We start from the raw sequence: 25311 nt of genomic DNA on the forward strand, positions 1-25311 counted from the left end.
GTCAGTGCGGCAGGCAAAATCCCGACCGCTCATCGAGGCCCTGCACGACTGGCTGAATGCGCAACTGGCGCGCATCTCCAAAGGTTCGGACCTCGCCAAGGCGATGCGCTATACGCTGCGCCATTGGGCAGGTCTGACCCTATTCCTCGATGATGGTCGCATCGAGCTCGACACCAACACCGTCGAGCGCGAAATCCGCCGAATTCCCCTCGGACGAAAGAATGCCCTCTTCGCAGGCAACGATATCGGCGCCGAGCATTGGGCTTTGATGGCAACCTTAATCGCCTCGGCAAAACTAAACGACGTGGAACCGCTTGCCTGGCTCACCGACATCCTCGAGCGCATTGTCTCTGGGCGAACCAAGGCCACCGAAATCGACAGGCTGCTCCCATGGCATTGGAAGGCCGGTCACGCAGCAACCGAAATCGTTCAAGCCGCCGCATAGTCGCGCTACACGCGCCTTTCAACAAGGTCAGAGAAACGACGCTTACCATCCAAACGACTGAAAGCAAAACAACAAAGCTTGTTCGAAGCAGAAGAATATGTCCGTTTAGGCCCCGAGGATCGGAAGACTATCGCCGATGGCCGCGAGTTAGGCCCGATTTCGATGAGCGATCGGGAAATGGCTCGTCTTGTGGCGGTAGTTTTGCGAGATTTAGAGCATCACACATTGATACCGGACTGGGCCAGGGACATTCCAGACGGAAATTACTATAATGTGCCGATCAGCTGGTTTATAATGGATGAGACCCGACCGTTTGATTTTGGTGGTTTTTTTCTGAAATGCTGCAAGGAAGTAGAGAACTTCCGTGTGATTTTTCGCTGCATTACGAAGCTTCATCGCCATCGCCGGAAGTATGAGGTTATTCTGCGCACACAGCCCTTGCCAACCATGGAGCAGGTTGCTCGGCGGGGGCTTCTCGAATATGGAACCGTCCCGGTTGAAGCGCTGGCGTCCTGGCTGACGTGGCGAAAATGGGTCTATGATATTGACAACCGATCCGCACAGGAAACGGGATACTTGTTCGAGCCAATGCTGACAGAATCGCTTGGTGGCCGATCCGTAAGTGCTAAAGCCTCTCCGGTAAAACGCGCAGAAGACCGAAGCAAAGGGCGTCAAGTCGATTGCATTGTTGAGGTCGACGGTGAGAAACTAGCCTACGAATTTAAGGACAGAATTACGATTGCGGCATCCGGACAAGGGCGTTTTTCCGAGGAGCTTGCGTTTCCGCGTGATTGTGCTGCCTCTGGTTACACGCCGATTCTTATGGTGATGGACCCGACGCCAAACGCCAAGCTGACAGCAATTACCAAGGCTTTTCAGGATGCGGGCGGTCGCGTGTTCTTAGGTGACCAGGTGTGGATTCACCTTTCCGAGTTGTCTGGCAAGGAGATTGCCACATTCGTTAAACGCTATATAAAAGAGCCTATCGAAAGCATCGCGGTGCAAGAGCGTGAGCTTCTGGACCTAGGATTGCGGTATCGAAGTGACGTAAACGGCGACTCTGTCGAAATTACGATAGGAACGCACACATGGCTAATTCCTCGCCCACGGCGCACTGATGCTGTTGCGGTGGGCGGTGAGGAGGGGGACATCGAGGAGGCATAGTTTCCGCTCTTTCCGTCGACCCCACCGTCGCGTCTTCCCCGCCGACGGGGCCGCACAAACCACCGTCATCATGGCCGCCTTCGGCACCGCTCCCGCCGACATCGCCGCCGCCGATCTCGACCTTCGCTTCAAAGGCCGCGCGCTCCGCCCGAAAGTCGATTCCGTACTCGCCGGGTTGGTTCGGCTTGGTGTCAAGAATTTATTTCAGTCGTTAATCGAGCGATTTCGTCTTCTTTGAAAAGTTCTCCCTGCTGCGGCGGAAAAGCGTTTTTAAAAAGCATTTCAAAAAACTTCCATTGACCGCTTGGCGACGCTCGAAGAAGTGTTGTTACTGAGGCGATTTGTCGATCAATATGCACATCCCCTGGATCATCAGTAAGAAGTTGAAAATTCTTCTTTTTTCGCCGTTTTGTAACCGGATCAATGGGATTTCTTCTGCGGATTTCATCCGCAACGCCTGGTGGCATTGTATCGTAAATGAGGGTATTCGTCAGTTTCCCAACATAAGCCGTTCGTGCACTTGACGATGCGTCAAACGGCCAGCCCATCACGCGATAAATCTGCTCATAGAACGATACCGGAAACTTGGTTTTGTATGGCCTAAATTCGGGTCGAACGTAGGCTGTCAGCAAAGCCTGCAACGCACCGTGTGCACGTTTCTTCTGATATCCTGTAGCTTCATCAATGAGAGCATCAATAGCCACATCAGCCAAGCCCTCAAGCAGCTTTTTTGCTCTTCGCGCGACCTCAGCCTGTGAAGGTCCTAACACACCGTCGCCGAGTGCTCGAACCCAAACATCCAGTATGCGTCTCAGGACATGGCCAGGAAGTCCGTCAGTTATCGCTTGGCCTTCCTGCCGGTATTTAAGCGGATACTTTAGCGCCTCAACTAGTTTTTCATCCTCCAAAACGTACTTGCGCAGATTTTTGTGTGCTAAATAAAGAGGAAACCGGATATCATCATCGTCAGAACGACGAGTTGAGAGAGCGCCGCTCCGGTAAATACCCAGACCACGCATCAACTCGGTTCCTGAGATTACTCGAACCTCACCTTCAAGGACTGCGCAACGAAATTTAGTGCCCACAAAGTCAACGACTCCTTCGTCAAGGGCCATATGCACATGGTTAGACTTTGCCTCCCACCGCTTTAAGGCCGCATTTCGGGCGATTTCGCTCCGCTCGGAGGGAGGCATATTGGCGGCCCGCGCAAGGCCTCCTTTGCTCTGCTTGCTAGGGACAATCTCTGTCATCGCGGGCTCCTGAATTAAACACAAGCAGGCATTAGCACAAATTATATAATTTTAGCAAGCATTCCCGCAAATGCTTACTTGGGCCGCTTTTTTGCCGGGCTTTCTTCGCGGTCTCAGCACGTTGCTCGGACGTCGTGTTTCGAGCGCGGGCTTCGTCGCCCAATTTGCCCAGCGCAATACAAGCCGAAGAGGCGGCTACCGCGCTCAGTTGGGTGATGCAGTTCGCGGTTTTATTTGAGGAACTGTTTGGCTGGCTCGCAGGCTTGTTGCTAGTCGCGGTGTTATCCGACCTCGTCAAGCGCGACGAGTAGCGAAAGTTTTTGCTGCTTTTTTCAAAAAGCAGTTTATTGCGCCTTGGCGTCGTGCGTGGATTTAGCGCCCGCGCACGTTCGGCGGGCGTGGTTATTTCGAGGTGGGTTGTGGGAGAGAAAATTTTTGGCCGGGGTAGATGAGGTTGGGGTTACTGATTGAGGCTTCGTTGGCTTTGTAGATCAGGGTGTATTTGGCACCGTTGCCGTATTCGGCGCGGGCGATTTCCCACAGGCATTCGCCGCGTTTGATGACGACTTGGCCGGGTTTGACGCCGGCGATTTGGGTGGGGGCGTAGGCGGTTTTCATCGATTGGATGATGGTGCCGTCTGGTTTGATGGATTCCAGGGTGAAGGTGCCGGGGGTGGCGGGCAGGCTGGGGATGCGCAGGGTCCAGCGGCCATTGGTGCCGGTGAGGGCGCTGCCGAGGTAGCGGGAGCCGAGATAGAGGGAGATTTGGGCGCCGGGTTTGGCGGTGCCGGCGATGACGGCGTGGCCGGCATTGTAATCGACGGAGCTGAGGCCGAGGGTGCCGGGTTGTGGGCCTTGGCCGGAGAGGAGTTTGGAGGTGCCGTTGGCGCCGCCGGAGAGCACGGCGAGCGCGCCTTCGCTGGGGGTTTGGGGCACGTTGATGGCGACGCTGCGGTGGCTGGTGGTGATGGTGCCGGTGCCGTTGGCGGTATCGGTTTTTTCGGAGAGGGTGAGGTTGGCGCTGCCGGGGGTGAGGGGTTTGGTGGTGACGAAGGCGAAGGAGCCATCTTGCCCGACGGTTGTGGTGCCGATGGGTTTGCCGTTGGCCTCGATGGTCATGGTGGCGCCGGGGGTGCCGCGACCGGCGATGACGGCGTTGCCACCGGCATCGACGCGCACGGTATCGAAACGGGGGGCGGTGTTGAGGGATTGGGTGCTGGCGGCGGGGATGTTGGCGGGGGCGGTGGGGGCGAATTGTTTTTTACCGCCGAGCAAGACGAGGCCGACGACGGCGAGCAGGCCGAGGGCGGCGATGGCGGTGGGGGTGACCCAGCCGGGGAGCGGTTTTTTGTTGAGATCGTTGGTAATTTTGCCAGACATTGGAAATGACCCGTCATGTGCTTGCGTCGGTTTTTCTCTCCTGCCACGTAAGAGGGCGAATCGGAAGGTGCAGGAGGATTTTTGGAATATGAGTCACTTTTCAGTCACGGTTTTTTGCGGCTCTTCGCCGGGTGTGTCGCCGGTATATCGGGAGGCGGCGGAGGCGTTGGGCGCGGGGCTGGCGCGTGCGGGGCTGCATTTGGTGTTTGGCGGGGGCGATGTGGGGCTGATGGGGGCGGTGGCGGGGGCGGCGCTGGCGGCGGGCGGGACGGTGACGGGGATTATTCCGCAGTTTTTACGGGCGCGCGAGGTTGAGTTTCATGGGCTGACTGAGCTGATTGTTACGGAATCGATGCATCAGCGCAAGGAGATCATGTTTGCGCGGGGCGATGCGTTTGTGGTGTTGCCGGGTGGGTTGGGGACGTTGGATGAGTTGATGGAGATTCTGACCTGGAAGCAGCTTGAGCGGCATGGCAAGCCGATTTTGTTGTGTGATGTGCGAGGCTGGGCGCGGCAGGTGGCGGGGTTGATTGAGTATGTGATTGGCGAGGGGTTTGCGCGTGGCTCGGCGCGGGATTTGTTTGAGGTGGTGGACGGGGTGGAGGCGGTGTTGGCGCGGCTTGGAGCGTGATTGCTGACCATCAATCACGCTCCAACTTTCGTTTGCCGATCAATTTCATGGGTTCAGCGCGAATCTGTCGATTCGAGTTGAACCAATATTGATTTAATCAGAATCTGGATCGGGGTTGAGGTCGTCGGTCAGGGGGGTGGTGGCGGGGAGGGCGTAGTCTTCGTTGAACCAGCGACCGAGATCGATGGTGCGGCAGCGCGGGGAGCAGAACGGGGTTTGGGCGGGGTTGGCTGGTTTGCCGCAGATGGGGCAGGGTTTGGATTTGGTCATGGAGAAAAAATTTGGTGTTGGGCGAGCAGTTCGTGCAGGGGGGCGCGGGTGCGCGGGCGGAGGATTTCGGCGAAGCCGAGGGCGGTGAAGCCGAGCAGGCGCGGGCGTTGCGGGTCGGTGGCGAGGGCGGCGGTGAGATCGGGCGCGAGGGTGGCGCGGGCGTTGGCTTTCATGCCGGCGAAATCGATCAGGATGGCGCCGCCGAAATTGCGCAGGCGGATTTGGCGGGCGAGTTCGGGGATCAAAGCGCGGTTGAGGCGGGCGTGGGCGTCGTGCTGGGGGGTGCGGTGTTTGGTGCTGCGGTCGGCGGTGGCGTGGGCGGCATCGATATCGATGGCGGTGAGGGCGGGGGTGGGGTTGAAATGAGCGATGGCGCCGCCGGGCAGGGGGCTGTGCGGTTCGGCGAGGGCGGCGATGTCGTCTTCGAGGGCGGCGAAGCAGGCGGCCTGGTAGGTGGCGTGCGGGTGGGTCGGGCGCAGGGCGGCGAGGATGGCGTAATCATCGGCGAGGATGGGGGCGGTGGGGTGCAGGGTTTGCAGGGCGCCGAGCGGGCCGGGGCCGCGGGCGATCAGGCCGGGTTTGTGGGGGGCGGCTGCGAGGGGGTCGGCAGCGAGGGGGTTGGCTGCAAGGCGGGGGCCTTTGCCGCCTTGGGCGGCGCGGGTGATGCGCAGGCGGAGCCAATCGCCTTCGCTGACAGATTTGCCGCCGGCGCTATCGGGCAGGAAGCCGATGAGGGTGTGGGGGCCGAGATCGATGAACACGCCGCCCATGGCGGGGGCGCGGGCGGTGACGCGGCCTGCATAGAGATCGCCGACGCCATCGGGGTTGGCGGGGTCGAACAGGGTGTATTCGACCAGGGTGCCGGCTTCGAGCAGTGCGAGGCGGATCAGGGGGCCGTGGCCGGAGGCGAGGACGGTGGCGCGGGTCATGCTGGGTGGGTCATGGGGCGCGGATTAACCGAAATAGCCGAGGCCACGGAGCAGATTGGCGGTTTCGTGCAGCGGCAGGCCGACGACGCCGGAATAGGAGCCGGCGAGGAAATCGATAAAGGCGGCGGCGCGGCCTTGGATGGCGTAGCCGCCGGCTTTGCCGTGCCATTCGCCGCTGGCGAGATAGTCGGCGCGTTGGCGGTCATCGAGGCGGGCGATGCCGACGCGGCTGAGCACGATGCGGTGGCGGGTGCGGCCATCGGGCGCGCGGAGAGAAATAGCGGAGAAGACTTGGTGGCGGCGGCCGGCCAGCAGATCGAGGCAGGCTTGCGCGGTGTGGGCGTCTTCGGCTTTGGGCAGGATGCGTTGGCCGGCGGCGACGACGGTGTCGGCGGCGAGGATGAAGGCGTTGGGCTCGGTGATGGCGGCGCATTTGGTCTGGGCCATGCGCGCGGCATAGAGGCGCGGCGACTCGGCGCGCGCGGGGGTTTCATCGATCGCGGGGGCGATGTTGCTGTCGGGCGTGATGCCGATTTGGGCGAGGAGGGCGAGCCGACGCGGGCTGGAGGAGGCGAGGATCAGCCTTGGCGTGGCGGCCATTATTTGAAGCGGAACGTGATCCGGCCTTTGGTCAGGTCATACGGGGTCATTTCCACCGTGACCCGGTCGCCGGCCAGCACGCGAATGCGGTTTTTGCGCATTTTGCCACTGGTATGGGCCAAAATCTCGTGTTCGTTGTCGAGTTTCACGCGGAACATGGCGTTCGGCAACAGCTCGGTCACCATGCCGTTAAACTCGATCATGTCTTCTTTCGACATCTACCCTCAATCCGTTGTTGTCGCTCCGGCGGACACATGGGCCGCCGCGCGGGCGCGGTCAAGTTTTGTGGTCAAAACCATCAGGGCTGGTTCTGGCCGAGGCGGCGGGCGACGGAGCGCGCATGGGCATCCAGCCCCTCGGCTTGGGCGAGGGTGATGGCGGCGGGGCCGATGGCGTTGAGGCTCGCGGCGTCGAGCGCGACCCAACTGGTGCGCTTGAGAAAATCATAGACCGATAGGCCGGAGGCGAAGCGGGCGGTGCCGGAGGTGGGCAGGACATGGTTGGGGCCGGCGACGTAATCGCCGATGGCTTCGGGGGTGTGGCTGCCGAGGAAGATGGCGCCGGCGTGGCGGATTTTGGTGAACAGGGCTTGGGGGTCGGCGGTCATGATTTGCAGATGTTCGGGCGCGATGCGGTTGCAGAGGGTGCAGGCGGCATCGAGATCATCGACCAGGATGATCGCGCCGTGATGCTGCAAGGCGTGGCGGGCGATGGTGGCGCGGGGCAGGGTGCACAGGGCTTGTTCGATGGCGGCGGCGACGCGGCGGGCGAGGTCTGGGCTGTCGGTGAGCAGGATGGATTGGGCGGCTTCGTCATGCTCGGCCTGGGCCAGCAGATCGAGCGCGATATAATCGGGGTTTTGGGTGGCATCCGCGATGATCGCGACTTCGGAGGGGCCGGCGATGTTATCGATGCCGACGCGACCGAAGACTTGGCGTTTGGCTTCGGCGACATAGGCGTTGCCGGGGCCGGTGATGCGATCGACCGGGGCGATGGTGGCGGTGCCGTAGGCGAGGGCGGCGATGGCTTGGGCGCCGCCGACTCGGTAGATTTCGCTGACACCGGCGCGGTGGGCGGCGGCGAGGACCAGCGGGTTGAGTTGACCCTCCGGGGTGGGCACGCACATGGCGATGCGGGCGACGCCGGCGATGCGCGCGGGGATGGCGTTCATCAGCACTGAAGAGGGGTAGGAGGCTTTGCCGCCGGGGACGTAGAGGCCGACAGCGTCGAGCGGGGTCCAGCGCAGGCCCATGCGCGCGCCGATGGCGTCGGTGACCGTGAGGTCGTGCGGCATTTGCGCCTGGTGGAAGGCTTCGATGCGGGTGGCGGCGAGATCGAGGGCGGCGTGCTGCTCGGCGCTGATGGTGGTGCAGGCGTGATCGATCTCGGCTGGGGTGATGCGGATTTGATCGGCGGTGAGGGTGAAGCGATCAAACTGGGAGGTGAGGGCGATCAACGCGTCATCGCCCTCGGCGCGGATTTGGGCGATCACGGCGGCGACGGCTTTGGTGACGTCGGTGGCGTGGGCGCGCGCGGCGAGCAGGGCGGCGAGGTCGGCGGCGAAGGATGGATCGCTGGCGTGCAGGGTGCGCATGGGGGCGGTCATGGCTTGGCCATGGCGGCGCGGAATTGGGCGATCCAATGGCTGATCAGTTCGGGTTGGGTTTTCAGGGCGATGCGATTGACGATCAGGCGCGCTGAGGCGTGGGCGATGATTTCGCTCTCGACCAGGCCATTGGCGACCAGGGTGCTGCCGGTTTGCACCAGATCGACGATCAGGCGCGACAGGCCGAGGCCGGGGGCGAGTTCCATCGCGCCGTTGAGGGTGACGATTTCGGCTTGGATGCCACGGGCGGCGAAATGTTTGCGGGTGATGTTGGGGTATTTGCTCGCGACGCGCACCCGCGACAGGCGCGACAGATCGGTGCGGTATTGGGCGTCTTTGGGTTCGGCGACCGAGATGCGGCAATGGCCGATATCGAGATCAAGCGGGGCGTAGATTTCGGGATAGTCGAATTCCATCAGCACATCGGCGCCGCAAATGCCGATTTGGGCGGCACCGAAGGCGACGAAGGTCGCGACGTCGAAACTGCGGACGCGGATGACATCAAGGCCCGGATGATTGGTGGGAAAGCGCAGGCGGCGGGATGATTCGCGGGCGTAATCAGGATCGGGCGTGATGCCGGCGGCGGCGAGCAAGGGGGCGCATTCATCGAGCAGGCGGCCTTTGGGCAGGGCCAGCACGAGGGAACTGGTTTGCGCGTCAGAAGCGGGCTGAATGGGCGAGATCGCGGTCATGCGGCGCTCCTAGCATCGAAGCGGCGTTGCGCCAATCGCTCGAGGCGGCGTTGGCGCGCGCGGGCATGGGAGATTCATGAGTGCGTCATGGGTGCGTCTTGGGTGATAGGGGGATGTTGTCATGGACAGGGCGGAGCCGGGTTGCTACATCCGGCGCGTAGCAAGCGCTCGCGCGCTGCTTTTCCCCTCATGCTGGAAACTGCCTGATGAAAATTGTCGCCTGCAACAGCAATCCTCCCTTGGCCGAGGCAGTGGCCGCCGCGCTCGACATGACATTGACCAATGCGATGATCCGCCGGTTCGCCGATATGGAAATCCATGTCGAGGTGCAGGAAAATGTGCGCGGCGAGGATGTGTTTGTGATCCAATCCACCTCGTTTCCGGCCAATGATAATTTGATGGAGTTGCTGATTACGCTGGATGCGCTGCGGCGCAGCTCGGCGCGGCGGATTACGGCTGTGATCCCGTATTTCGGCTATGCGCGGCAAGATCGGCGCACCAGTGCGCGCACGCCGATTTCGGCCAAGCTGGTGGCCAATTTGATCACCGAGGCGGGGGCCAACCGGGTGCTCACGGTTGATTTGCATGCGGGGCAAATTCAGGGGTTTTTCGATATTCCGGTGGATAATTTATATGGCGCGCCGCTGTTTGCCCGCGACATCAAGCAGCAATTTGCTCAGCGCGATATCATGATGGTGTCGCCGGATGTGGGCGGGGTGGCGCGCGCGCGGGCGATTGCGAGTCGGCTCGATGTTGACTTGGCGATTATTGACAAAAGGCGCGAGCGGGCCGGGGTGTCTGAGGTGATGAATGTGATTGGCGATGTTGAGGGGCGCAATTGCATTCTGATTGACGATATTGTTGATTCCGGCGGCACATTTGTGAATGCCGCCGAGGCGTTGCTCAAGCATGGCGCGGCCTCGGCCTCGGCTTATGTGACGCATGGCGTGTTGTCCGGCAGTGCGCTTGATCGCATCGAGGCCAGCCCGATTGAGACCTTGACCATTACCGATAGTATTCGCCTGACGACATTGCGGCCCAAGCCCGCGAATTTGCGGGTGTTGAGCATTGCCCCGCTGTTGGCGGCGGCGATGCGCAATATTTCGGATGAAACCTCGGTCAGTTCGCTGTTCGACTGATCGCCACAACCCCAAAAGGAGCGAAAGATGAAACTCTATTTTGCGCCGGGTGCCTGTTCGCTGGGTATTCATGTGATTTTCGAGGAAATCGGCAAGCCTTATGAGATGCAGGCGGTGAATTTGCGCGCGGGCGATCATTTCAAGCCGGAATTTCTGGCGATCAACCCGAAAGCCAAAGTGCCGGCGGTTTTGCTCGATCATGGCGAAATTCTCACCGAATGGCTGGCGATTGCGGGGTATCTGGCCGCCACCAACCCGCAGGCGAAGCTCACGCCCGCCGATCCGCTGGCGGCGGCGCGGGTGACCGAGATCATGGTCTATATCAACAGCTTCATGCATGGCCAGGGTTTTGCGCGGATGTTCCGGCCTGAGCGATTTGCGCCGGAGGCGGATGAGGCGATGCTCAATAAGGTGCGCGCTGAGGGTTTGCGGCTGTTCAGCGAGGGGTTTGCGCTGATCGATCAGGCTTTGGCCGGGCGTGACTATCTGCTGGGTGATTTTTCGATTGCCGATGCGGCGCTGTTTTATGTGTCCTATTGGGCGGAGGGCCGCAAAACCTGCGCGCTGCCGCCGCATGTGGCGGCGCATTATGCCAGGATGCTGGCCCGCCCTGCGGTGCAGCGGGCGATGGCGGCGGAGGGGCTGGTTTAACAATGATCGGTCTGTTGCGGCGGAATTTTTACTTTTTGCGGCACGGCCAGACCGATTTTAATGCCCAAGGCCTATCGCAAGGGGCGATTGATATTCCGCTCAATGCCATGGGGCGTGCGCAGGCGGCGGCGGCGGCCCCGATTTTGGCCGAGCGCGGCATTGTCGGCATTGCCACCTCGCCGATGAAACGGGCGCATGAGACGGCGATGATTGTCAATGAGACGCTCAATTTGCCGGTGATGATTGAGCCTGATTTGCGCGAGGTGATTTTTGGCGGGCAGGAGGGCAAGCCATTGGCACCGTGGTTTGCGCACTGGCTTGATGGCACGGCGACGCCGGAGGGGGCGGAAAGTTTCGAGGCGCTGACCCACCGGGCGGCGGCGGCGATGGCACGGGTGCTGGCGCATCCAGGGCCGTTGCTGATTGTGTCGCATGGTGCGTTTTTCCGGGCGGTGCGCGCTTTGATGCGGCTGGACTTGGATGTTATTTCCGGCAATGCCCGACCGCTGCATTGTGCGCCGGTGGGCCAAATTTGGCAGGTGACGCCGCTCGACGGATAAAGGTTTGGAGCGGGGCTAACAATGACCATGGCCTTGGGAGGGGTGAGCGGAATGAATATCCCGTTTTTTGCGCCGCGTTTTATCGATATTGGGGGTGGGGCGGTGAGCCGGATTGCGCCCCTGCTGGCGCGGCTGGGTGTCAGCGCGCCATTGATTGTGACCGATCCGGTGATGGTCAAGCTCGGTTTGATCACGCAATTGACCGGCCCGTTGGAGGCGGCGGGAATTCGCTATACGCTGTTTGCCGATACGGTGCCGGAGCCGGTTGACACGGTGATTGATGCGGGCGTGGCGTTGGCGCGCCGTGCGGCGATTGATTGTATCATCGGCTTTGGCGGTGGCTCACCGATCGACACCGCCAAGGCGATGAATATTCTGCTCGCGGCGGCACCGGGCACGCGGCTGCGCAGCCTGAAAGTGCCGGTGAGTGCCGATCATGCCGCCTATCCGTTGATTGCGGTGCCGACCACGGCGGGCACCGGCTCGGAGGCGACGCGCTTTACCGTGATTACCGATACCGAGACCGATGAGAAAATGCTGATTGGCGGCCTTGGCGCGCTGCCGGTGGCGGCTTTGGTGGATTATGAGCTGACGCTGAGCGTGCCGGCGCGCACCACGGCGGATACCGGTATCGATGCCTTTACCCATGCGCTGGAGGCCTATGTGTCGCGGCGGGCCGGGCCGATTTCGGATGGGTATGCGCGCTCGGCTTTGGGTTTGATTGGCCCGCATCTGCGCCGTGTGTATCAAGAGCCAGGCGATCATGCGGCGCGTGAGGCGATGATGTTGGGGGCGACGCTCGCGGGGTTGGCTTTCTCCAACGCCTCGGTGGCGCTGGTGCATGGCATGTCACGACCGATTGGCGCGCATTTTCATGTGCCGCATGGCATGTCCAACGCGATGTTACTGCCCGCCGTGACCGCCTATTCGCTCGATGCGGCGTTGCCGCGCTATGCCGAGGCGGCGCGGCTAGCGGGTTTTGCGCCGCAAGATGCGCCAGACCTGGTCGCGGGGGCGGCTTTGGTGGCGGAGTTGGCGGCGATTAATCGGGATTTGGCGGTGCCGACGCCGGCTGATTTTGGCATTGAGGCGCAGGTGTGGCGCGCGCGCCGGGCGGTGATGGCGGATCAGGCTTTGGCCTCGGGCAGTCCGGCGAATAATCCGGCGGTGCCGGATGCGGCGATGATTATCGCGCTCTATGATCGGGTGTTTGAGGGTTAAAGGGCGACCGGGAATAGGGCGTTATGCGCCCAGCCGTCGAACCATTGGCGCAGGGCGGCAGCGGAGAGCGGCTTTGCTATGATGAAGCCTTGGGCGTAGCCGACGCCGAGATCACGCAGGCGGCTGAGCATCGAGGGGTCTTCGGCGCCTTCGGCGATCAGATGTTTGCCGGTGGCGGCGCAGGCGGCGACAATGCGGCGCACGAAATCATGGGCTTTCCATGAATGATCGAGGGCGGCGATGACGCGGCAATCGAGCTTGATGGCGTTGAAATCGAGCTGAAACAGCCGATCAAGGTCGGCGGTGGTTTCGGTGATATCATCAAGCGCGACGTGATGACCTTGGGCGCGTAGCGCGGTGATGGCGGCGGCGGCTTCGGCGAAATTTTCCACCGGGCGGGTTTCGGTCAGCTCGAAGCCGAGCCGGTGCGGGGCGATATTGGCCTCTGACAACGCGCGATCGATCCAGGCGGGGAGCGAGGGATCGAGAAGAATATGCAACGGCAGATTGAGCATGTACAAAAACGGCAAGCCGGTGAGCAAGCCGGTGGCGACATCGCCGATCACCGAGCGGACGACGAGGCCGGTGAGGCGGCGGGCGGGGTCGCCGGCGTGCAAGGCATCGGCAAATTCGGCGGCACCTTGCAGCACGCCATGCTGATCGCGGCGGCGGACCAATATTTCGGCGGAGGCGGGGGTGCCATCGGTCAGGCGGATAATGGGTTGATAAAGGCAGGCGACATCCGCAGCTCCAAACGGCGCGGCCTCGATGTCAGGCGCATCGTATGATGAGACGTAAGCCGAGTCGATCAATCCATCCATAGGTCTAATAGAGTCGCAATGTTACGGAGCGCAATGGTTTTACGAATAATTAACAAAATTTTGGCAATAATTCTAGACGATTAATTCAGATGTTTTGCTTATTTTTTAGACTACGCCCTTGATTTTGCGACGGTGGGATCGTCGGTGGGCTTTGCGGTACCGCGCCGCAGCTTGTTGTCGCCGAGCAGCAACAGGATCGGGGCGGCGATGAAAATTGACGACGAGGTGCCGACCACGATGCCGAACAGCATGACCCAGGCGAAGCCGGAGAGCGAGGCACCGCCGAACAGCGCGAGCGGCAGGGCGGCGAGGAACACGGTGCCGGAGGTGCCCAAGGTGCGGTTCAATGTTTCGTTGATCGATAGATCGATCAGGTCGCGCAGGGGCATGGTTTTATATTTGCGCAGATTTTCGCGCACCCGGTCATAGACCACCACCTTGTCGTTGGTGGAGTAGCCGATCACGGTGAGGATGGCGGCGATGGTCACCAGATCGAATGGGATGCGGGTGATCACCATGAAGCCGATGGTTTTGGTGGCATCCAGCACCAGGGTGGTGACGGCGCCGACGGCGAACTGCCATTCGAAGCGGAACCAGATATAGCCGAGGATCATCAGCAGGCTGAGCCCGAGCGCGGTCAGGCCCTGATCGAAAAGTTGGGCGGAGACTGAGGCACCGATGGCTTGGGTGCCGAGGATTTTGGCGTTGGGCAGGGATTGTTTGACCGCCGCTTGCGCCTCGTTCAGCGCTTGCTGGGTGGCTTTGGCGTTGCTTTGTGATTCCAGGCTGATCAGCACGCCTTGATCATGGCCGAAGCTTTGCAGCGATGCGCCGGGCAGGTGGTTGGCATCGAGGGCGGCGCGCAATTTGGCGAAATCGGGCTTGCTCGGCGTGCCGACCTGCATCACCACCCCGCCTTTGAAATCGAGGCCCAGATTTAGCCCCGGATGGAAAAACAGGATCAGCGAGGCGGTGGAGAGCACCGCCGAGACGATCAGCCCGGCGAAGCGGCCATTCATGAAGCGGATGCGGGTGCCGTCCGGCACCAGGCGGAAGGCGGGGCGGGTGATGAATTTCATGGCATTTCTCTCAGAACATTGGTTCTCAGAACACGGGGGTTCTCAGAACACGGGCAATTCGGCGGGCCGACGCGCCACGAACCAGCGTGCGGTGATCAGGCGGGTCACCACGGTGGCGGTGAATAAGGTGGTGATGATGCCGACACAGATGGTGACCGCGAAGCCGCGCACCGGGGGCGAGCCGAAAATGAACAAGGTGACGTGCGCGAGCAGGGTGGTGACGTTGGAATCGATGATGGTGCCGTAAGCGCGCTTATAGCCGGCTTCCAGGGCTGCGAGGGGCTTGCGCCCGAGTTTGACCTCTTCGCGCACGCGCTCATTGATCAACACGTTGGCGTCTACCGCCATGCCGAGGGTGAGCAAAATGCCCGCCATGCCGGGTAGGGTCAGGGTGGCGCCCATGAGCGACAGCACGCCCAGCATCATCACCAAATTGAGGATCAGAGCGAGATTGGCGAACCAGCCGAACAGACCATAGAAGCTGGCCATGAAGGCGATGACCAGCACGAAGCCGACGGCCAGCGAGATTACGCCGGCGCGAATCGCATCCGTGCCCAATTCGGGGCCGACGCTTTGCTGTTCGACGACTTTCAGCGGCGCGGGCAGGGCGCCGGCGCGCAGCAGGAGCGCAAGGTCGGTTGCGGATTTGGCGGTGAATTGGCCCAAAATTTGGCCTTGGCCGGTGATGATCGGCGAGTCGATCACCGGGGCTTCGATGATTTTATGATCGAGCACGATGGCGAAGGGTTTGCCGACATTGGCGGTGGTGATTTTCGCGAATTTGCGCGCGCCTTCACCGTTGAAGGAGAAATTCACCACCCATTGGCCGGTTTGCGGGTCTTGGCCGGCTTGGGCGTTGGTCAGATCCGCGCCATCGACCGCGACGCGCGAGAAAATGGCCTGGGCTTCGCCGGGTTGGTTCAGCACCGGCAGGACTTCGACGCCGGGGGGCAGGGTTTTGCTGGCGGCGGCGATGCCTTGGGGCACCAAATGGAAGGTCATATGGGCGGTTTTGCCGATCAGCCGCTTGATCCGGTCGGGATCGGACACGCCGGGGAGCTGGATCACGATTTGATCCGAGCCTTGGCGGGCGATTTGCGGATCAACGACGCCGGTACCATCGATGCGCCGACCGATGATGGTGATCGATTGGGCGACGGCTTGGCTGGCTTTGGCGATCAAGGCGGGGCGCGAGAGGGTCAGGGTGGCGGCGCCGGAGGGGGCGATGGCGACCACCAGATCCGGCGCGCCATTGGCGGCGGTAACCGGGGTGATCAATTTATCCAGCAGGGTTTTGACCTTGGGGGCGTCATTCGGGTCGAGGAGCGTAAAACTGACCTGTTTGCTCGCCGGATTGGCGCCGAGATTGGTATAGCCGATATGCGCTTTGAACAGGGTTGAGCGCACCTCATCGGTCAGGTCGGTCAGGTCTTGCTTGACCACGGCCTGCATATCGACCTGCATCAGCAGATAGGAGCCGCCGCGCAAATCGAGACCAAGATGGATTTGCGGCCAGGGTATCCAGGCGGCGGGGCGGGTGAACAGGTTGGGAATCGCCAAAGCGACGCCGAGCGCGCACACCAGCACGATCAAAAGAGATTTCAGTCGGGTAAAATACAGCATGACGAGCGGCGGTCTCCCAAGTCCGAAGCAGCGGTGGTATGGCGGTCCAGGATACGGCGCGCAAGGGGCTGCGCCGCTGCGACAGAATCGATACGAAGAAACGGGTTAGGGAGCGAGATCATGTCGCGATTGCGGGTGGGGTTGATTGGTGCGGGGCATTTCGGGCGTTTTCATGCGCTCAAGCTGCGCGAGGCGACCCGTGCGACGCTGGTGGGGGTGTTCGATCACGATCCGGTGCGCGCGCAATTGGTGGCGAGCGAAGCGCAGAGTGTGACGCTGGCGCGTGAGGCGCTGCTGGCGGCGAGTGATGCGGTGATTATTGCCGCACCGGCTGAGGCGCATTTTGCGTTGGCCGCCGAGGCGTTGCAGGCGGGTAAGCATGTTTTGGTGGAAAAGCCGATTGCCGCGACGCTGGATGAGGCGGATCAGCTCGCTTGCCTGGCGCGCGCGGCGGGGTTGGTGTTGCAGGTCGGGCATTTGGAGCGGTTCTCGGCGGCGCATGGCGCGGTGACGGCGCGGATGGGCAAGCCGCTTTATATCGAGGCGGTGCGGGTGGCGCCGTTCAAGCCACGGGGCACGGATGTGTCGGTTATTTTGGATTTGATGATCCATGATTTGGATTTGATTTTGGCGCTGGTGAACCAGCCGATTGAGAGCGTCGATGCGGTGGGGGCCGCGGTGGCGAGCTTGCATGATGATATTGCCAATGCGCGGGTGCGCTTTGTGAATGGCTGTGTGGCGACGATCACCGCGAGCCGGATTGCGCAAAAGACCGAGCGGCGGATGCGGATTTTTTCGGAGGCGGGGTATTTGACCATCGATTTTGCGGCGCGCAACCTGACGGTGATTGGCCGGGGTGCGGGCATGCCGATCCCGGGGGTCGCGGAATTTGGGGTCGAGCAGGTGGGTTGGCAGGATCATGATGCGTTGGAGGCCGAGCATGCGGCGTTTTACGCCTCCTGCCTCGATGGCGCGCCGGTGCTGGTGGATGCGGCGGCGGGGCGCTGGGCGCTGGAGGCGGCGATTAAGGTGGCGCAGTCGATTGCGGCGAGCCGGGCGCGTGCCGAGGCGAGCGGGTTGATTTCCAAAGTGGCGAGCGTGGCGTGAGGCGGTGCCGAGTCGCGCTTTGGTGATTATTTTGGTTAATAGGTTGATATTGATTGGAAAAATTTGACTGGGTACGGTTCGTGTTGACGCGGAGAAGCGGGCAACGCTAGCACAAGCCTGTGACACGCCCTGCTCCCCTTGATGCCGAGATCGCCACCCCGCCGATCCGTGTGCGGGGCCGCTCCTTAATGGCGTTGATTGTCGCCCCGGAACCGCCGCTCGAGCCGTGGCTCGCGGCGTTGGATGAGCAAATGGGCCGCTCGAAGCAATTTTTTGCGGATCGGCCCGTGGTGGTCAATCTGGCGGCGTTGCAGGATCAGGCGGTGGCTGAGGCGGGGGTGTTGGATGAATTGGCCGGGCAGCTTGCGGGGCGCGGGCTGAATATTATTGGCGTTGAAGGGGTTGAGCGCGCGCAGCTTGAGGGGACGCGCTGGGCGCAGGCCTGGCTGCTTGGGCCGACTAGCCGGGACCGGTTGGTGCTGGTGCCGGATGATCCCCCGCCCGCCGAAGCGTCTGCCGATGCACTGACACCGGAGGCCGAGCCGGAGCCGCCCGCGCAGACGCATTTGATTGTGGATCGGCCCGTGCGGTCGGGCCAATCGATCATTTTCGAGGCGGGCGATGTGACGGTGCTGGCCTCGGTTGCGTCGGGTGCGGAAATTATCGCCGGTGGTTCGATCCATATTTACGGGGCGTTGCGGGGTCGGGCGGTTGCGGGGGTGCAGGGCAATCCGGCGGCGCGGATTTTTTGCCGACGGTTGTTTGCCGAGTTGCTGGCGATCGACGGGCTTTATCGCACGGCTGAACATTGGGGGGAGGGGTTGCATGGCCGCCCCGCCCAGGCTTGGCTTGAGGGTGAATCGGTGCGCCTCGCGGCGCTTGAATGAGGGATTAGAGATTTATGGCCAAGGTTTTGGTGGTGACATCGGGCAAGGGCGGGGTGGGCAAAACCACGACATCGGCGGCACTCGGGGCGGCGCTCGCGCAGCTCGGGCAGAATGTGGTGGTGGTCGATTTCGATGTCGGCTTGCGTAATCTGGACCTGATCATGGGCGCTGAGCGGCGGGTGGTGTATGATTTGGTCAATGTGGTGCAGGGCGATGCCAAGCTGGCGCAGGCCTTGATCCGCGATAAGCGGGTGGAGAGCCTTTCGCTGCTGCCGGCCTCGCAGACCCGCGATAAGGATGCGCTGACCCCGGAGGGGGTTGAGCGGGTGATTGGCGAATTGCGGGAAAAGTTTGATTGGATTGTGTGTGATAGTCCGGCGGGGATTGAGCGCGGGGCGACGCTCGCGATGCGCCATGCCGATATTGCGGTGGTGGTGACCAATCCGGAAGTGTCATCGGTGCGCGATTCGGACCGGATTATTGGGTTGCTCGATTCCAAGACGGCGCGGGCGGAAGCGGGCGACAAAATCGAGAAGCATTTGCTGCTGACCCGCTATGATGCCGGGCGGGCGGCGCGGGGCGAAATGCTCAAGGTTGATGATGTGTTGGAGATTTTGGCGATCCCGCTGCTGGGGATTATTCCCGATAGCGAGGAGGTGTTGCGCGCGTCCAATTTGGGCTGCCCGGTGACGCTGCATAATCCGGCATCGGCGCCGGCGCGGGCTTATGCCGAGGCGGCGCGGCGTTTGATGGGCGAAACCATTGAAATTATTGTGCCGATTGAGCGCAAAGGCTTGATCAGCCGGCTGTTCGGACGGAGTGTAGCATGAGCTTGTTCGGGTTTTTCTCGCGGCAGCGCACCGCACCGGTCGCGCGCGAACGGCTCAAATTTTTGCTGGCCCATGAGCGGGCGCTTGATGGCCGTTCGGATTTGGCGGCGATTTTGCAGGAAGAGATTCTGGCGGTGATTGCCAAGCACGTCACGGTGGATCGCGATAAGGTGCATGTGAAGCTTGATCGCGGCAATTCGGTGTCGACCTTGGAGATTGATATCGAGATGCCGGGCGCGCCGAATTTCGAGCGCGACTAATCAGGCTTGGTTCAGGCTTGGTTGAGGTCGATCAGGGCTTGGCGGATTTTGCGGCCACGGAGCACTCTATCCTCGATATAGCCGCCATCGCCCCAGCGCACGGCGCGGGCCATGGCTTGGGCGTCTTCGGTGAAGCGGGCGAGCATTTCCAAGAGCGCCTCGCGGTTATTGAGGAATACGTCGCGCCACATGACGGGGTCGGAGGCGGCGATGCGGGTGAAATCGCGAAAGCCGGAGGCGGCGAATTGCAGCACTTCCTGGCGGGTTTCATCGGCCAAATCATCGGCGGTGCCGCAGATGGTGAAGGCGATCAGATGCGGCAGATGCGAGACGATGGCGACCACCCGGTCATGATGGGCGGGGTCCATGACGCAGACGCTGGCGCCCATCCGTTCCCAGAGCGACCGCACCCGCGCCACGGCCTCGGGATGGGTGCCGGGCGGTGGGGTGAGCAGGGTCCAGCGGCCTTCGAACAATTCGGCGAAGCCGGCATCCGGGCCGGAAAATTCGGTGCCCGCCATTGGGTGGCCGGGCACGAAATGCACGCCCTCGGGCACGAAGGGCCCGACATCGCGGATCACTGATTGCTTGGTCGAGCCGACATCGGTGATGATGGCGCCGGGTTTCAGATGCGGGCCAATCGTTTCGGCGAGGGCGGCATAGGCACCGACCGGGGCGCAGAGGATCACGCCATCGGCCTCGGTGACGGCGCGGGCCGGGTCGATCTCGCAATGATCGGCGATGCCGAGTGCGGCCACCCGCTCAAGCGTATGCGCCGAGAGGTCGTGAGCGACGATGCGCCGGGCGATAGTGCCGCGCAGGCGGGCGGCGCGGGCGACCGAGGAGCCGATTAGGCCGAACCCGATCAGGGCCAGCGTGTCGAAAACCGGTTCTGACGCGTTCGCTGCAGCCGGGTCAGCCATGAGCCAGAAAATCCTCGATCGCTTCGGCGGCGAGGGCGCATTCCTCATCGGTGCCGATGGTGACGCGCAGGCAAGAATCGAGCGCATAGGCGGCCATGGCGCGCACAATGATGCCACGGGCGCGCAAATGGGCATCGGCGGCGGCGGCGCGGGCGGGCGCGTGAAAATCGACCAGAATGAAATTGCCGTGGCTCGGATAGATCGTGAGGCCGGCCTTGGTGAGCCGTGCGCTGAGGCGGTTGCGGGCCTGGCTGTTGTGATCGCGGTTGCGGGCGATCCAGCCTGGCTCGTTCAGGGCGGCGATGCCGGCGGCGGCCAGCGCATTGACATTAAACGGGCCGCGCGCACGGTTCAGCACGTCGATGATCGCGGGTGGGGCGTAGGCCCAGCCGAGACGCGCACCGCCCAGGCCGAAAATTTTCGAGAAGGTCCGGGTCATCACCGTGTTGGACCCGGCATCGACCAGCCGGATGCCGGGATCATAGCTGGGGTCCTCGACATATTCGGCATAGGCAGCATCGAGCACCAGCAGCACATCGGGCGGCAGGCCCGCGCGCAGGCGCGTCACGTCGGCATCGGCGAGCAGGCTGCCGGTTGGGTTGTTCGGGTTGGCCAAAAAGACCAGGCGGGTGGCGGGAGTGACCGCGGCCAGCATCGCATCGATATCGGCGGTGAGGTGGCGCTCGGGCACTTTGCGCACGGTCATGCCGGCGAGTTTGCCGGAGATTTCATACATCAAAAAGCCATGGGCGCTCATGATCAGCTCGGTGCCGGGGCCGCCATAGGATTGGATCAGGAGCGCAATCAGCTCATCGGAGCCATTGCCGCAGACGATGCGCGCCGGGTCCAGCCCGAAGGTCTGGCCGATGGCGGTGCGCAAGGCGGTGGCGCCGCCATCCGGGTAGCGGTGCATGTCCTGTGCGATGGCGGCGATGGCGGCGATGGCGCCGGGTGGCGGGCCGAACGCGCCCTCATTGGAGGAGAGTTTCACCACGCGGTTGGCGCCCGCGACTTTGGATTCGCCACCAATATAGGGCGCGACGGTGAAAATCGCGGCGCGCGCTTTGGGGGCGCTGGTGGGTTGCTGCTGCGTGCTCATCGGGCGGCCTCGGTGGGAAATTCGGTGATCGGGACGGCAAAGCCGCCCAGCACCATGGCGGGGGCGCGGAAAATTTGGCTCAGGGCGGCGATGCGCGGATCATCGAGCGCCACCAGCCCGATCACTTCGGCCAGGGCGTAGCGCGGCTCGCCGCGTTCGCTGCGCCGTGACATCACGGTGACGCCCTCGAACCCGGCTTCTTTCAAGGCGGCCATGATCCGCGCGGTGCTGGTGTCTGGCGGGGTTTCGATGCCGATCAACCCGTGATCATGGCCGCTCGGATCAAGCAGGATGGGCGCCACCACATAGGCGGAGGCGGTGGGCAGACCCTCGCTGCGCTTGGCCCAGAACGGCAGTTTGGCGATGATTTGCAGGCGGGGCGCGCCGCCATGCATCAGCCCGGTCCACCAGGCGGCGCTGTCATCATCGGCCTCGCTCGGGATCGGCATGACGGCGGCTTGCGCTGCGCCGTTGGTCAGATCGTTCAGGGCTTGCGAGGCCGAGCGATGTTTGCGCAACGGGGCGAGTGGGCCGAAATGCTCGCGCGCGACCGCCGCCAAATCCTCGTTTTTGTCATCGACCGCGATGGTCAGGCTGCCTTCGATGGTGAGCGCGCCGGTGAATAGCTCGCGCCAGAGGCGGATGATGGTTTGCGGGGGCAGCGCGCCGCGATGCCGGGCGAGCAGCCGACGCAGCATTTGGGCTTCGCGACCGGGACGGATCATCACGCCGCGCTTGCCGCCATCGCGCTTGACCCGCTCGATGATGCGCGCGCGTTCCATCAGCAAATCATGCAGCCGATCATCCAGCGCGTCGATTTCAGCGCGTAATGCCCGCAGCGCCGCCGCATCGCTGGTGTCGATCGGAGGGGTGGGTATTGCCGATTCGGCCATAGAGTCCTCAATTCGCGATAGTAGTCAGCACAGCGGGTCCGCAGCCATGAAATATCATGACCATAACCGGGCTAGATACAGCAGGGCGCGCGCACGGCAAGAGCGCAACTGCCTGGCTATGACCGCATGGGTGCTACCGCCCGCTTGTCGTGGCGCGCCCGGCAGCGCATATGCGGCGCCATGGATTTGACGCCCTTACCCGAGATTGTGCATCAATCGCTGCGCCTTGACCATGGGCTAACGCTCGATTGCGGCGTCACGCTCGATGAGGTGCGGCTCGCTTATCGCACCTATGGCCAGCTCAATGCCGAGCGCAGCAATGCGATTTTGGTGTGCCATGCGCTGACCGGGGATCAATATGTGGCGGAAACCCATCCGGTCACCGGCAAGCCGGGCTGGTGGGGCGGGTTGGTCGGGCCGGGTCAGCCGGTGGATACTGACCGGTATTTTGTGATTTGCAGCAATGTGTTGGGCGGCTGCATGGGCAGCACCGGGCCGGCGAGCCCGCGTGCCGAGGGCGCTGCACCCTGGGGTGTCGATTTTCCGCCGCTGACCATTCAGGACATGGTGCGCGCGCAGAAGGCGCTGATCGATGCGCTGGGCATTGAGCGGCTGTTTGCGGTGGTTGGCGGGTCGATGGGGGGGATGCAGGTGCTGGCCTGGGCCGCGATGTATCCAGAGATGATGTTCGCTGCGGTGCCGATTGCCGCGGCTGCGTATCATTCGGCGCAGAATATCGCGTTTCATGAGGTGGGGCGTCAGGCGATTCTGGCTGATCCGGATTTTCATGAGGGGCGCTATCGCGATCATGGGGTGATCCCGGCGCGCGGCCTCGGTGTGGCGCGGATGACGGCGCATATCACCTATTTGTCGGAATCGGCATTGTCGCGGAAATTTGGCCGACGCATCCAGGGTGGGGCGGCGCTGGGCGGCGCTTTGTTTGGGGACCGGTTCGCAGTGGAGAGTTATTTGGAGCATCAAGGCTCCAGCTTCGTGCGGCGTTTTGATGCTAATTCCTATTTATGCATCACTCGCGCGATGGATTTTTTTGACTTGGCCGCCGATCATGGCGGCAGCTTGGCGGCGGCGTTTCAGGGCACAAGCACGCGGTTTTTGCTGGTATCCTTTAGTTCGGATTGGCTGTTCCCGACCGCGCAGAGCCGGGCGATTGCGCGTGCGCTCAATCAGGTGGCGGCCAATGTCTCGTTCGTGGAAATCATCAGCGATAAGGGGCATGACGCGTTTTTGCTCGATGAGCCGGATCTGGCGCGCTCGGTGGCTGGGTTTTTGGCCGGGTGCGCGGAATCGCTGGGGCTGCTTCGATGAGCGAGCGCGGGGCGGTGCGGCTGGTGTCCAAATCGATGCGGGTGGATTTGGAATTGATTGCGGAGATGATCGCACCGGGGGCGCGGGTGTTGGATATTGGCTGCGGCGATGGGGCGTTGATTGAATATTTGTTTCGCACCAAAGGCTGTGACGCGCGCGGGCTGGAGATCGACATGGCGGAGGTGACCCGCGCGGTGGCGCATGGGCTGCCGGTGATGCAGGGCGATGCCGATAGCGATTTGGCGCATTATCCGGATGATGCGTTTGACGTGGTGGTGCTGTCGCGCACGTTGCAGGCGGTGGAGAAGCCGCGCGAGGTGTTGCGGCAAATGCTGCGGATTAGTGCGCGCGCCATCGTCAGTTTTCCGAATTTCGGCCATTGGAGCTTGCGCTGGCAGCTTTTGACCACCGGGCGCATGCCGATGACGCGGACCTGGGGGCGGATGTGGTATGAGACGCCGAATATCCATCCTTGCACGATGCGTGATTTTTTCGCGCTCTGTGCGGTGGAGGGGTATGAGGTTGAGCAATGGCTGGCGGCGGATGAGGCGGGACGGCGGGCGCCGTGGCGGCGCGCACCGATGCTGGCCAATTTGTTTGGCGAGCAAGGGTTGTTTTTGTTGCGGCGCGGGGCTGGTCGTCGCTAATCGGCTTCGCTATCAGACCGTCTCGCATCAATCGAATAGGATGAATTTATGGGTCGGCCCCAATCACGGCAGTCACGCGGTCGGCCAATCAATGGCTGGATTATTCTGGATAAGCCGCAAGGCATTACCAGCGCGCATGCGGTCGCGCGGATTAAGCGGATTTTGGACGCCGCCAAGGTGGGTCATGGCGGCACGCTCGATCCGCTGGCGACTGGGTTGCTGCCGATTGCGCTGGGGGCGGCGACCAAGACCGTGCCTTATATTATGGATGGTACCAAGCTTTATCGGTTCACCCTGAAATTCGGCGAAGCGCGGGATTCGGATGATGCGGATGGCGCGGTGGTGGCGACCAGCGATGTTCGGCCTGACGATGCGGCGATCCGCGCGGCGCTCAGCGCGTTTCGGGGTTCCATTATGCAGGTGCCGCCGGCATTTTCGGCGATCAAGGTGAATGGTGAGCGGGCTTATGATCTGGCCCGGCAGGGAGCGCCACCGGCGCTGGCGGCGCGACCGGCGCAGATTGATCGGTTTGAGCTGGTCGAGCGGGTTGATGCCGATCATGCGGTGTTTGAGGTGGCCTCCGGCAAGGGGGTTTATATGCGCTCATTGGCGCGGGATTTGGCGCAGGCGCTGGGGGCGGTGGGGCATATCGCCGTGCTGCGGCGCTTGGCGGTGGGGCCGTTCACCATTGAGCGGGCGGTGACGCTGGACAAGCTGGCGGAGATGGGGCAAGAGGCCGGGGCTGATCCGAATTTTGTGTTGTCTGTTACGACCGCGCTGGCCGACATCCCGGCGCTGGCCCTAACGTCCCGCGAGATTGCTGACCTCAAGCAGGGCCTAGCTTTAAGCTTGGTGACCTTGATGGGTCGGATTCCGGAGGCCGCGAACCCTGATGATGGGCTGGTGCGGTTGATGGCGGAGGAGAGCTGCGTTGCGTTGGGGCGCATGGCCGAGGGCCTGCTCCGCACCGAGCGTTTCCTGCAACCCTGACCTGTGGAGTACAACGATGTCGACTTTGCCCGAACGCCGTCAGGCGATTATCGCCGACTATGCCAATGGCCCGACCGATACCGGCAGCCCGGAAGTGCAGGTTGCCCTGCTGACCGAGCGGATTTCCAGCCTGACTGAGCATTTGAAGACCCATGCGAAGGATTTCCATTCGCGCCGGGGCCTGTTGATGCTGGTGGGCCGCCGCCGCCGCCTGCTGGATTACGTCAAGCGCCAGGATGTGAAGCGCTATGAGGCGCTGATTGGCCGCTTGAAGCTGCGCCGCTGAGG

29 protein-coding genes are annotated in these 25311 nt (G+C 62.3%); 15 read left to right on the forward strand and 14 right to left on the reverse strand.

Going from position 1 to position 25311, the window contains the following annotated elements; all coding sequences use genetic code 11:
• Positions 1–445, forward strand: a 445-nt coding sequence (locus ACYUCQ_RS04065) for an IS66 family transposase (RefSeq protein WP_460253228.1), incomplete at its 5' end; no start/stop codon positions are given.
• Between the two features lie 78 nt (positions 446–523).
• Positions 524–1609 carry a hypothetical protein gene (locus ACYUCQ_RS04070; protein WP_460253229.1) on the forward strand — a complete coding sequence of 362 codons (1086 nt, stop codon included), beginning with the start codon at positions 524–526 and terminating at the stop codon, positions 1607–1609.
• 191 nt (positions 1610–1800) lie between these two features.
• Here ACYUCQ_RS04070 and ACYUCQ_RS04075 read toward each other — a convergent pair whose 3' ends face one another.
• The gene (locus ACYUCQ_RS04075; protein WP_460253230.1) at positions 1801–2859 is read right to left on the reverse strand and encodes a P63C domain-containing protein; all 1059 of its coding nucleotides are present in this window, start codon (positions 2857–2859) and stop codon (positions 1801–1803) included.
• 402 nt (positions 2860–3261) lie between these two features.
• Positions 3262–4239, reverse strand: a complete 978-nt coding sequence (locus ACYUCQ_RS04080; RefSeq protein ID WP_460253231.1) for a LysM peptidoglycan-binding domain-containing protein — start codon at positions 4237–4239, stop codon at positions 3262–3264.
• Positions 4240–4327: 88 nt separating this feature from the next.
• Between ACYUCQ_RS04080 and ACYUCQ_RS04085 the strand changes: the two genes are divergently transcribed.
• Positions 4328–4870 (forward strand): LOG family protein, encoded by a 543-nt coding sequence (locus ACYUCQ_RS04085; RefSeq protein ID WP_460253232.1) that lies wholly within the window; start codon positions 4328–4330, stop codon positions 4868–4870.
• A gap of 93 nt (positions 4871–4963) precedes the next feature.
• Here ACYUCQ_RS04085 and ACYUCQ_RS04090 read toward each other — a convergent pair whose 3' ends face one another.
• The 6 genes from ACYUCQ_RS04090 to hisG all read right to left on the reverse strand — a co-directional run bounded on the left by ACYUCQ_RS04090 (position 4964) and on the right by hisG (position 8967).
• On the reverse strand, positions 4964–5140 hold the full coding sequence (locus tag ACYUCQ_RS04090; RefSeq protein WP_460253233.1) for a DNA gyrase inhibitor YacG: 177 nt from the start codon (positions 5138–5140) through the stop codon (positions 4964–4966).
• On the reverse strand, positions 5137–6069 hold the full coding sequence (locus tag ACYUCQ_RS04095) for a ribonuclease E/G (protein ID WP_460253234.1): 933 nt from the start codon (positions 6067–6069) through the stop codon (positions 5137–5139). The genes ACYUCQ_RS04090 and ACYUCQ_RS04095 overlap by 4 nt, the downstream gene beginning before the upstream one ends.
• A gap of 24 nt (positions 6070–6093) precedes the next feature.
• A complete protein-coding gene (locus ACYUCQ_RS04100; RefSeq protein ID WP_460253235.1) occupies positions 6094–6669 on the reverse strand; it encodes a Maf family protein in 576 nt (191 codons plus the stop codon).
• On the reverse strand, positions 6669–6887 hold the full coding sequence (gene infA / locus ACYUCQ_RS04105; protein ID WP_460253236.1) for a translation initiation factor IF-1: 219 nt from the start codon (positions 6885–6887) through the stop codon (positions 6669–6671). Before infA ends, ACYUCQ_RS04100 begins: the two co-directional genes overlap by 1 nt.
• 80 nt (positions 6888–6967) lie before the next feature.
• Entirely contained in the window at positions 6968–8263 is a 1296-nt protein-coding gene (gene hisD, locus ACYUCQ_RS04110) for a histidinol dehydrogenase (protein ID WP_460253503.1), read from the reverse strand.
• Between the two features lie 8 nt (positions 8264–8271).
• On the reverse strand, positions 8272–8967 hold the full coding sequence (gene hisG / locus ACYUCQ_RS04115; protein WP_460253237.1) for an ATP phosphoribosyltransferase: 696 nt from the start codon (positions 8965–8967) through the stop codon (positions 8272–8274).
• 206 nt (positions 8968–9173) lie between these two features.
• Here hisG and ACYUCQ_RS04120 point away from each other — a divergent pair, with 206 nt between their 5' ends.
• The 4 genes from ACYUCQ_RS04120 to ACYUCQ_RS04135 are packed head-to-tail and all read left to right on the forward strand — an operon-like array spanning position 9174 to position 12538.
• The gene (locus ACYUCQ_RS04120) at positions 9174–10106 is read left to right on the forward strand and encodes a ribose-phosphate pyrophosphokinase (protein WP_460253238.1); all 933 of its coding nucleotides are present in this window, start codon (positions 9174–9176) and stop codon (positions 10104–10106) included.
• A 27-nt stretch (positions 10107–10133) separates the two neighbouring features.
• Positions 10134–10757, forward strand: a complete 624-nt coding sequence (locus ACYUCQ_RS04125) for a glutathione S-transferase family protein (protein WP_460253239.1) — start codon at positions 10134–10136, stop codon at positions 10755–10757.
• A 2-nt stretch (positions 10758–10759) separates the two neighbouring features.
• Entirely contained in the window at positions 10760–11317 is a 558-nt protein-coding gene (locus tag ACYUCQ_RS04130; protein ID WP_460253240.1) for a histidine phosphatase family protein, read from the forward strand.
• 51 nt (positions 11318–11368) lie between these two features.
• Complete coding sequence (locus ACYUCQ_RS04135; RefSeq protein ID WP_460253241.1) at positions 11369–12538, forward strand: iron-containing alcohol dehydrogenase; 1170 nt, start codon at positions 11369–11371, stop codon at positions 12536–12538.
• On the opposite strand, the gene ACYUCQ_RS04140 is transcribed toward ACYUCQ_RS04135, so the two are convergent.
• From ACYUCQ_RS04140 to secD, 3 genes are all read right to left on the reverse strand, one after another.
• On the reverse strand, positions 12535–13359 hold the full coding sequence (locus tag ACYUCQ_RS04140) for an EAL domain-containing protein (protein ID WP_460253242.1): 825 nt from the start codon (positions 13357–13359) through the stop codon (positions 12535–12537). The two genes, ACYUCQ_RS04135 and ACYUCQ_RS04140, sit on opposite strands and share 4 nt — an antisense overlap.
• Before the next feature lie 110 nt (positions 13360–13469).
• Positions 13470–14438, reverse strand: coding sequence for a protein translocase subunit SecF (secF, locus tag ACYUCQ_RS04145; RefSeq protein WP_460253243.1), 969 nt, complete (start codon positions 14436–14438; stop codon positions 13470–13472).
• 42 nt (positions 14439–14480) lie between these two features.
• Entirely contained in the window at positions 14481–16061 is a 1581-nt protein-coding gene (gene secD, locus ACYUCQ_RS04150; protein ID WP_460253244.1) for a protein translocase subunit SecD, read from the reverse strand.
• Between the two features lie 120 nt (positions 16062–16181).
• Between secD and ACYUCQ_RS04155 the strand changes: the two genes are divergently transcribed.
• From ACYUCQ_RS04155 to minE, 4 genes are all read left to right on the forward strand, one after another.
• Complete coding sequence (locus ACYUCQ_RS04155; RefSeq protein WP_460253245.1) at positions 16182–17168, forward strand: Gfo/Idh/MocA family protein; 987 nt, start codon at positions 16182–16184, stop codon at positions 17166–17168.
• 119 nt (positions 17169–17287) lie between these two features.
• A complete protein-coding gene (minC, locus tag ACYUCQ_RS04160) occupies positions 17288–18055 on the forward strand; it encodes a septum site-determining protein MinC (RefSeq protein ID WP_460253246.1) in 768 nt (255 codons plus the stop codon).
• Positions 18056–18069: 14 nt separating this feature from the next.
• Positions 18070–18885 carry a septum site-determining protein MinD gene (minD, locus tag ACYUCQ_RS04165; RefSeq protein ID WP_460253247.1) on the forward strand — a complete coding sequence of 272 codons (816 nt, stop codon included), beginning with the start codon at positions 18070–18072 and terminating at the stop codon, positions 18883–18885.
• Entirely contained in the window at positions 18882–19145 is a 264-nt protein-coding gene (gene minE, locus ACYUCQ_RS04170) for a cell division topological specificity factor MinE (RefSeq protein WP_460253248.1), read from the forward strand. Before minD ends, minE begins: the two co-directional genes overlap by 4 nt.
• An 11-nt stretch (positions 19146–19156) precedes the next feature.
• Here minE and ACYUCQ_RS04175 read toward each other — a convergent pair whose 3' ends face one another.
• The 3 genes from ACYUCQ_RS04175 to ACYUCQ_RS04185 are packed head-to-tail and all read right to left on the reverse strand — an operon-like array spanning position 19157 to position 22060.
• On the reverse strand, positions 19157–20068 hold the full coding sequence (locus ACYUCQ_RS04175) for a prephenate/arogenate dehydrogenase family protein (protein WP_460253249.1): 912 nt from the start codon (positions 20066–20068) through the stop codon (positions 19157–19159).
• Positions 20061–21167: a histidinol-phosphate transaminase gene (gene hisC / locus ACYUCQ_RS04180; RefSeq protein WP_460253250.1), complete on the reverse strand. Its 1107-nt coding sequence runs from the start codon at positions 21165–21167 to the stop codon at positions 20061–20063. The genes ACYUCQ_RS04175 and hisC overlap by 8 nt, the downstream gene beginning before the upstream one ends.
• Complete coding sequence (locus ACYUCQ_RS04185) at positions 21164–22060, reverse strand: chorismate mutase (protein ID WP_460253251.1); 897 nt, start codon at positions 22058–22060, stop codon at positions 21164–21166. Before ACYUCQ_RS04185 ends, hisC begins: the two co-directional genes overlap by 4 nt.
• Positions 22061–22240: 180 nt before the next feature.
• Here ACYUCQ_RS04185 and metX point away from each other — a divergent pair, with 180 nt between their 5' ends.
• The 4 genes from metX to rpsO are packed head-to-tail and all read left to right on the forward strand — an operon-like array spanning position 22241 to position 25309.
• Positions 22241–23386: a homoserine O-acetyltransferase MetX gene (metX, locus tag ACYUCQ_RS04190; protein ID WP_460253252.1), complete on the forward strand. Its 1146-nt coding sequence runs from the start codon at positions 22241–22243 to the stop codon at positions 23384–23386.
• A 35-nt stretch (positions 23387–23421) separates the two neighbouring features.
• Complete coding sequence (gene metW / locus ACYUCQ_RS04195) at positions 23422–24033, forward strand: methionine biosynthesis protein MetW (protein ID WP_460253504.1); 612 nt, start codon at positions 23422–23424, stop codon at positions 24031–24033.
• 48 nt (positions 24034–24081) lie between these two features.
• Positions 24082–25023, forward strand: a complete 942-nt coding sequence (truB, locus tag ACYUCQ_RS04200; protein WP_460253253.1) for a tRNA pseudouridine(55) synthase TruB — start codon at positions 24082–24084, stop codon at positions 25021–25023.
• A 16-nt stretch (positions 25024–25039) separates the two neighbouring features.
• Positions 25040–25309 (forward strand): 30S ribosomal protein S15, encoded by a 270-nt coding sequence (rpsO, locus tag ACYUCQ_RS04205; RefSeq protein WP_460253254.1) that lies wholly within the window; start codon positions 25040–25042, stop codon positions 25307–25309.
• Positions 25310–25311 lie beyond the last annotated feature (2 nt).

This window comes from Acidiphilium sp. MT5 (genome assembly GCF_054767495.1).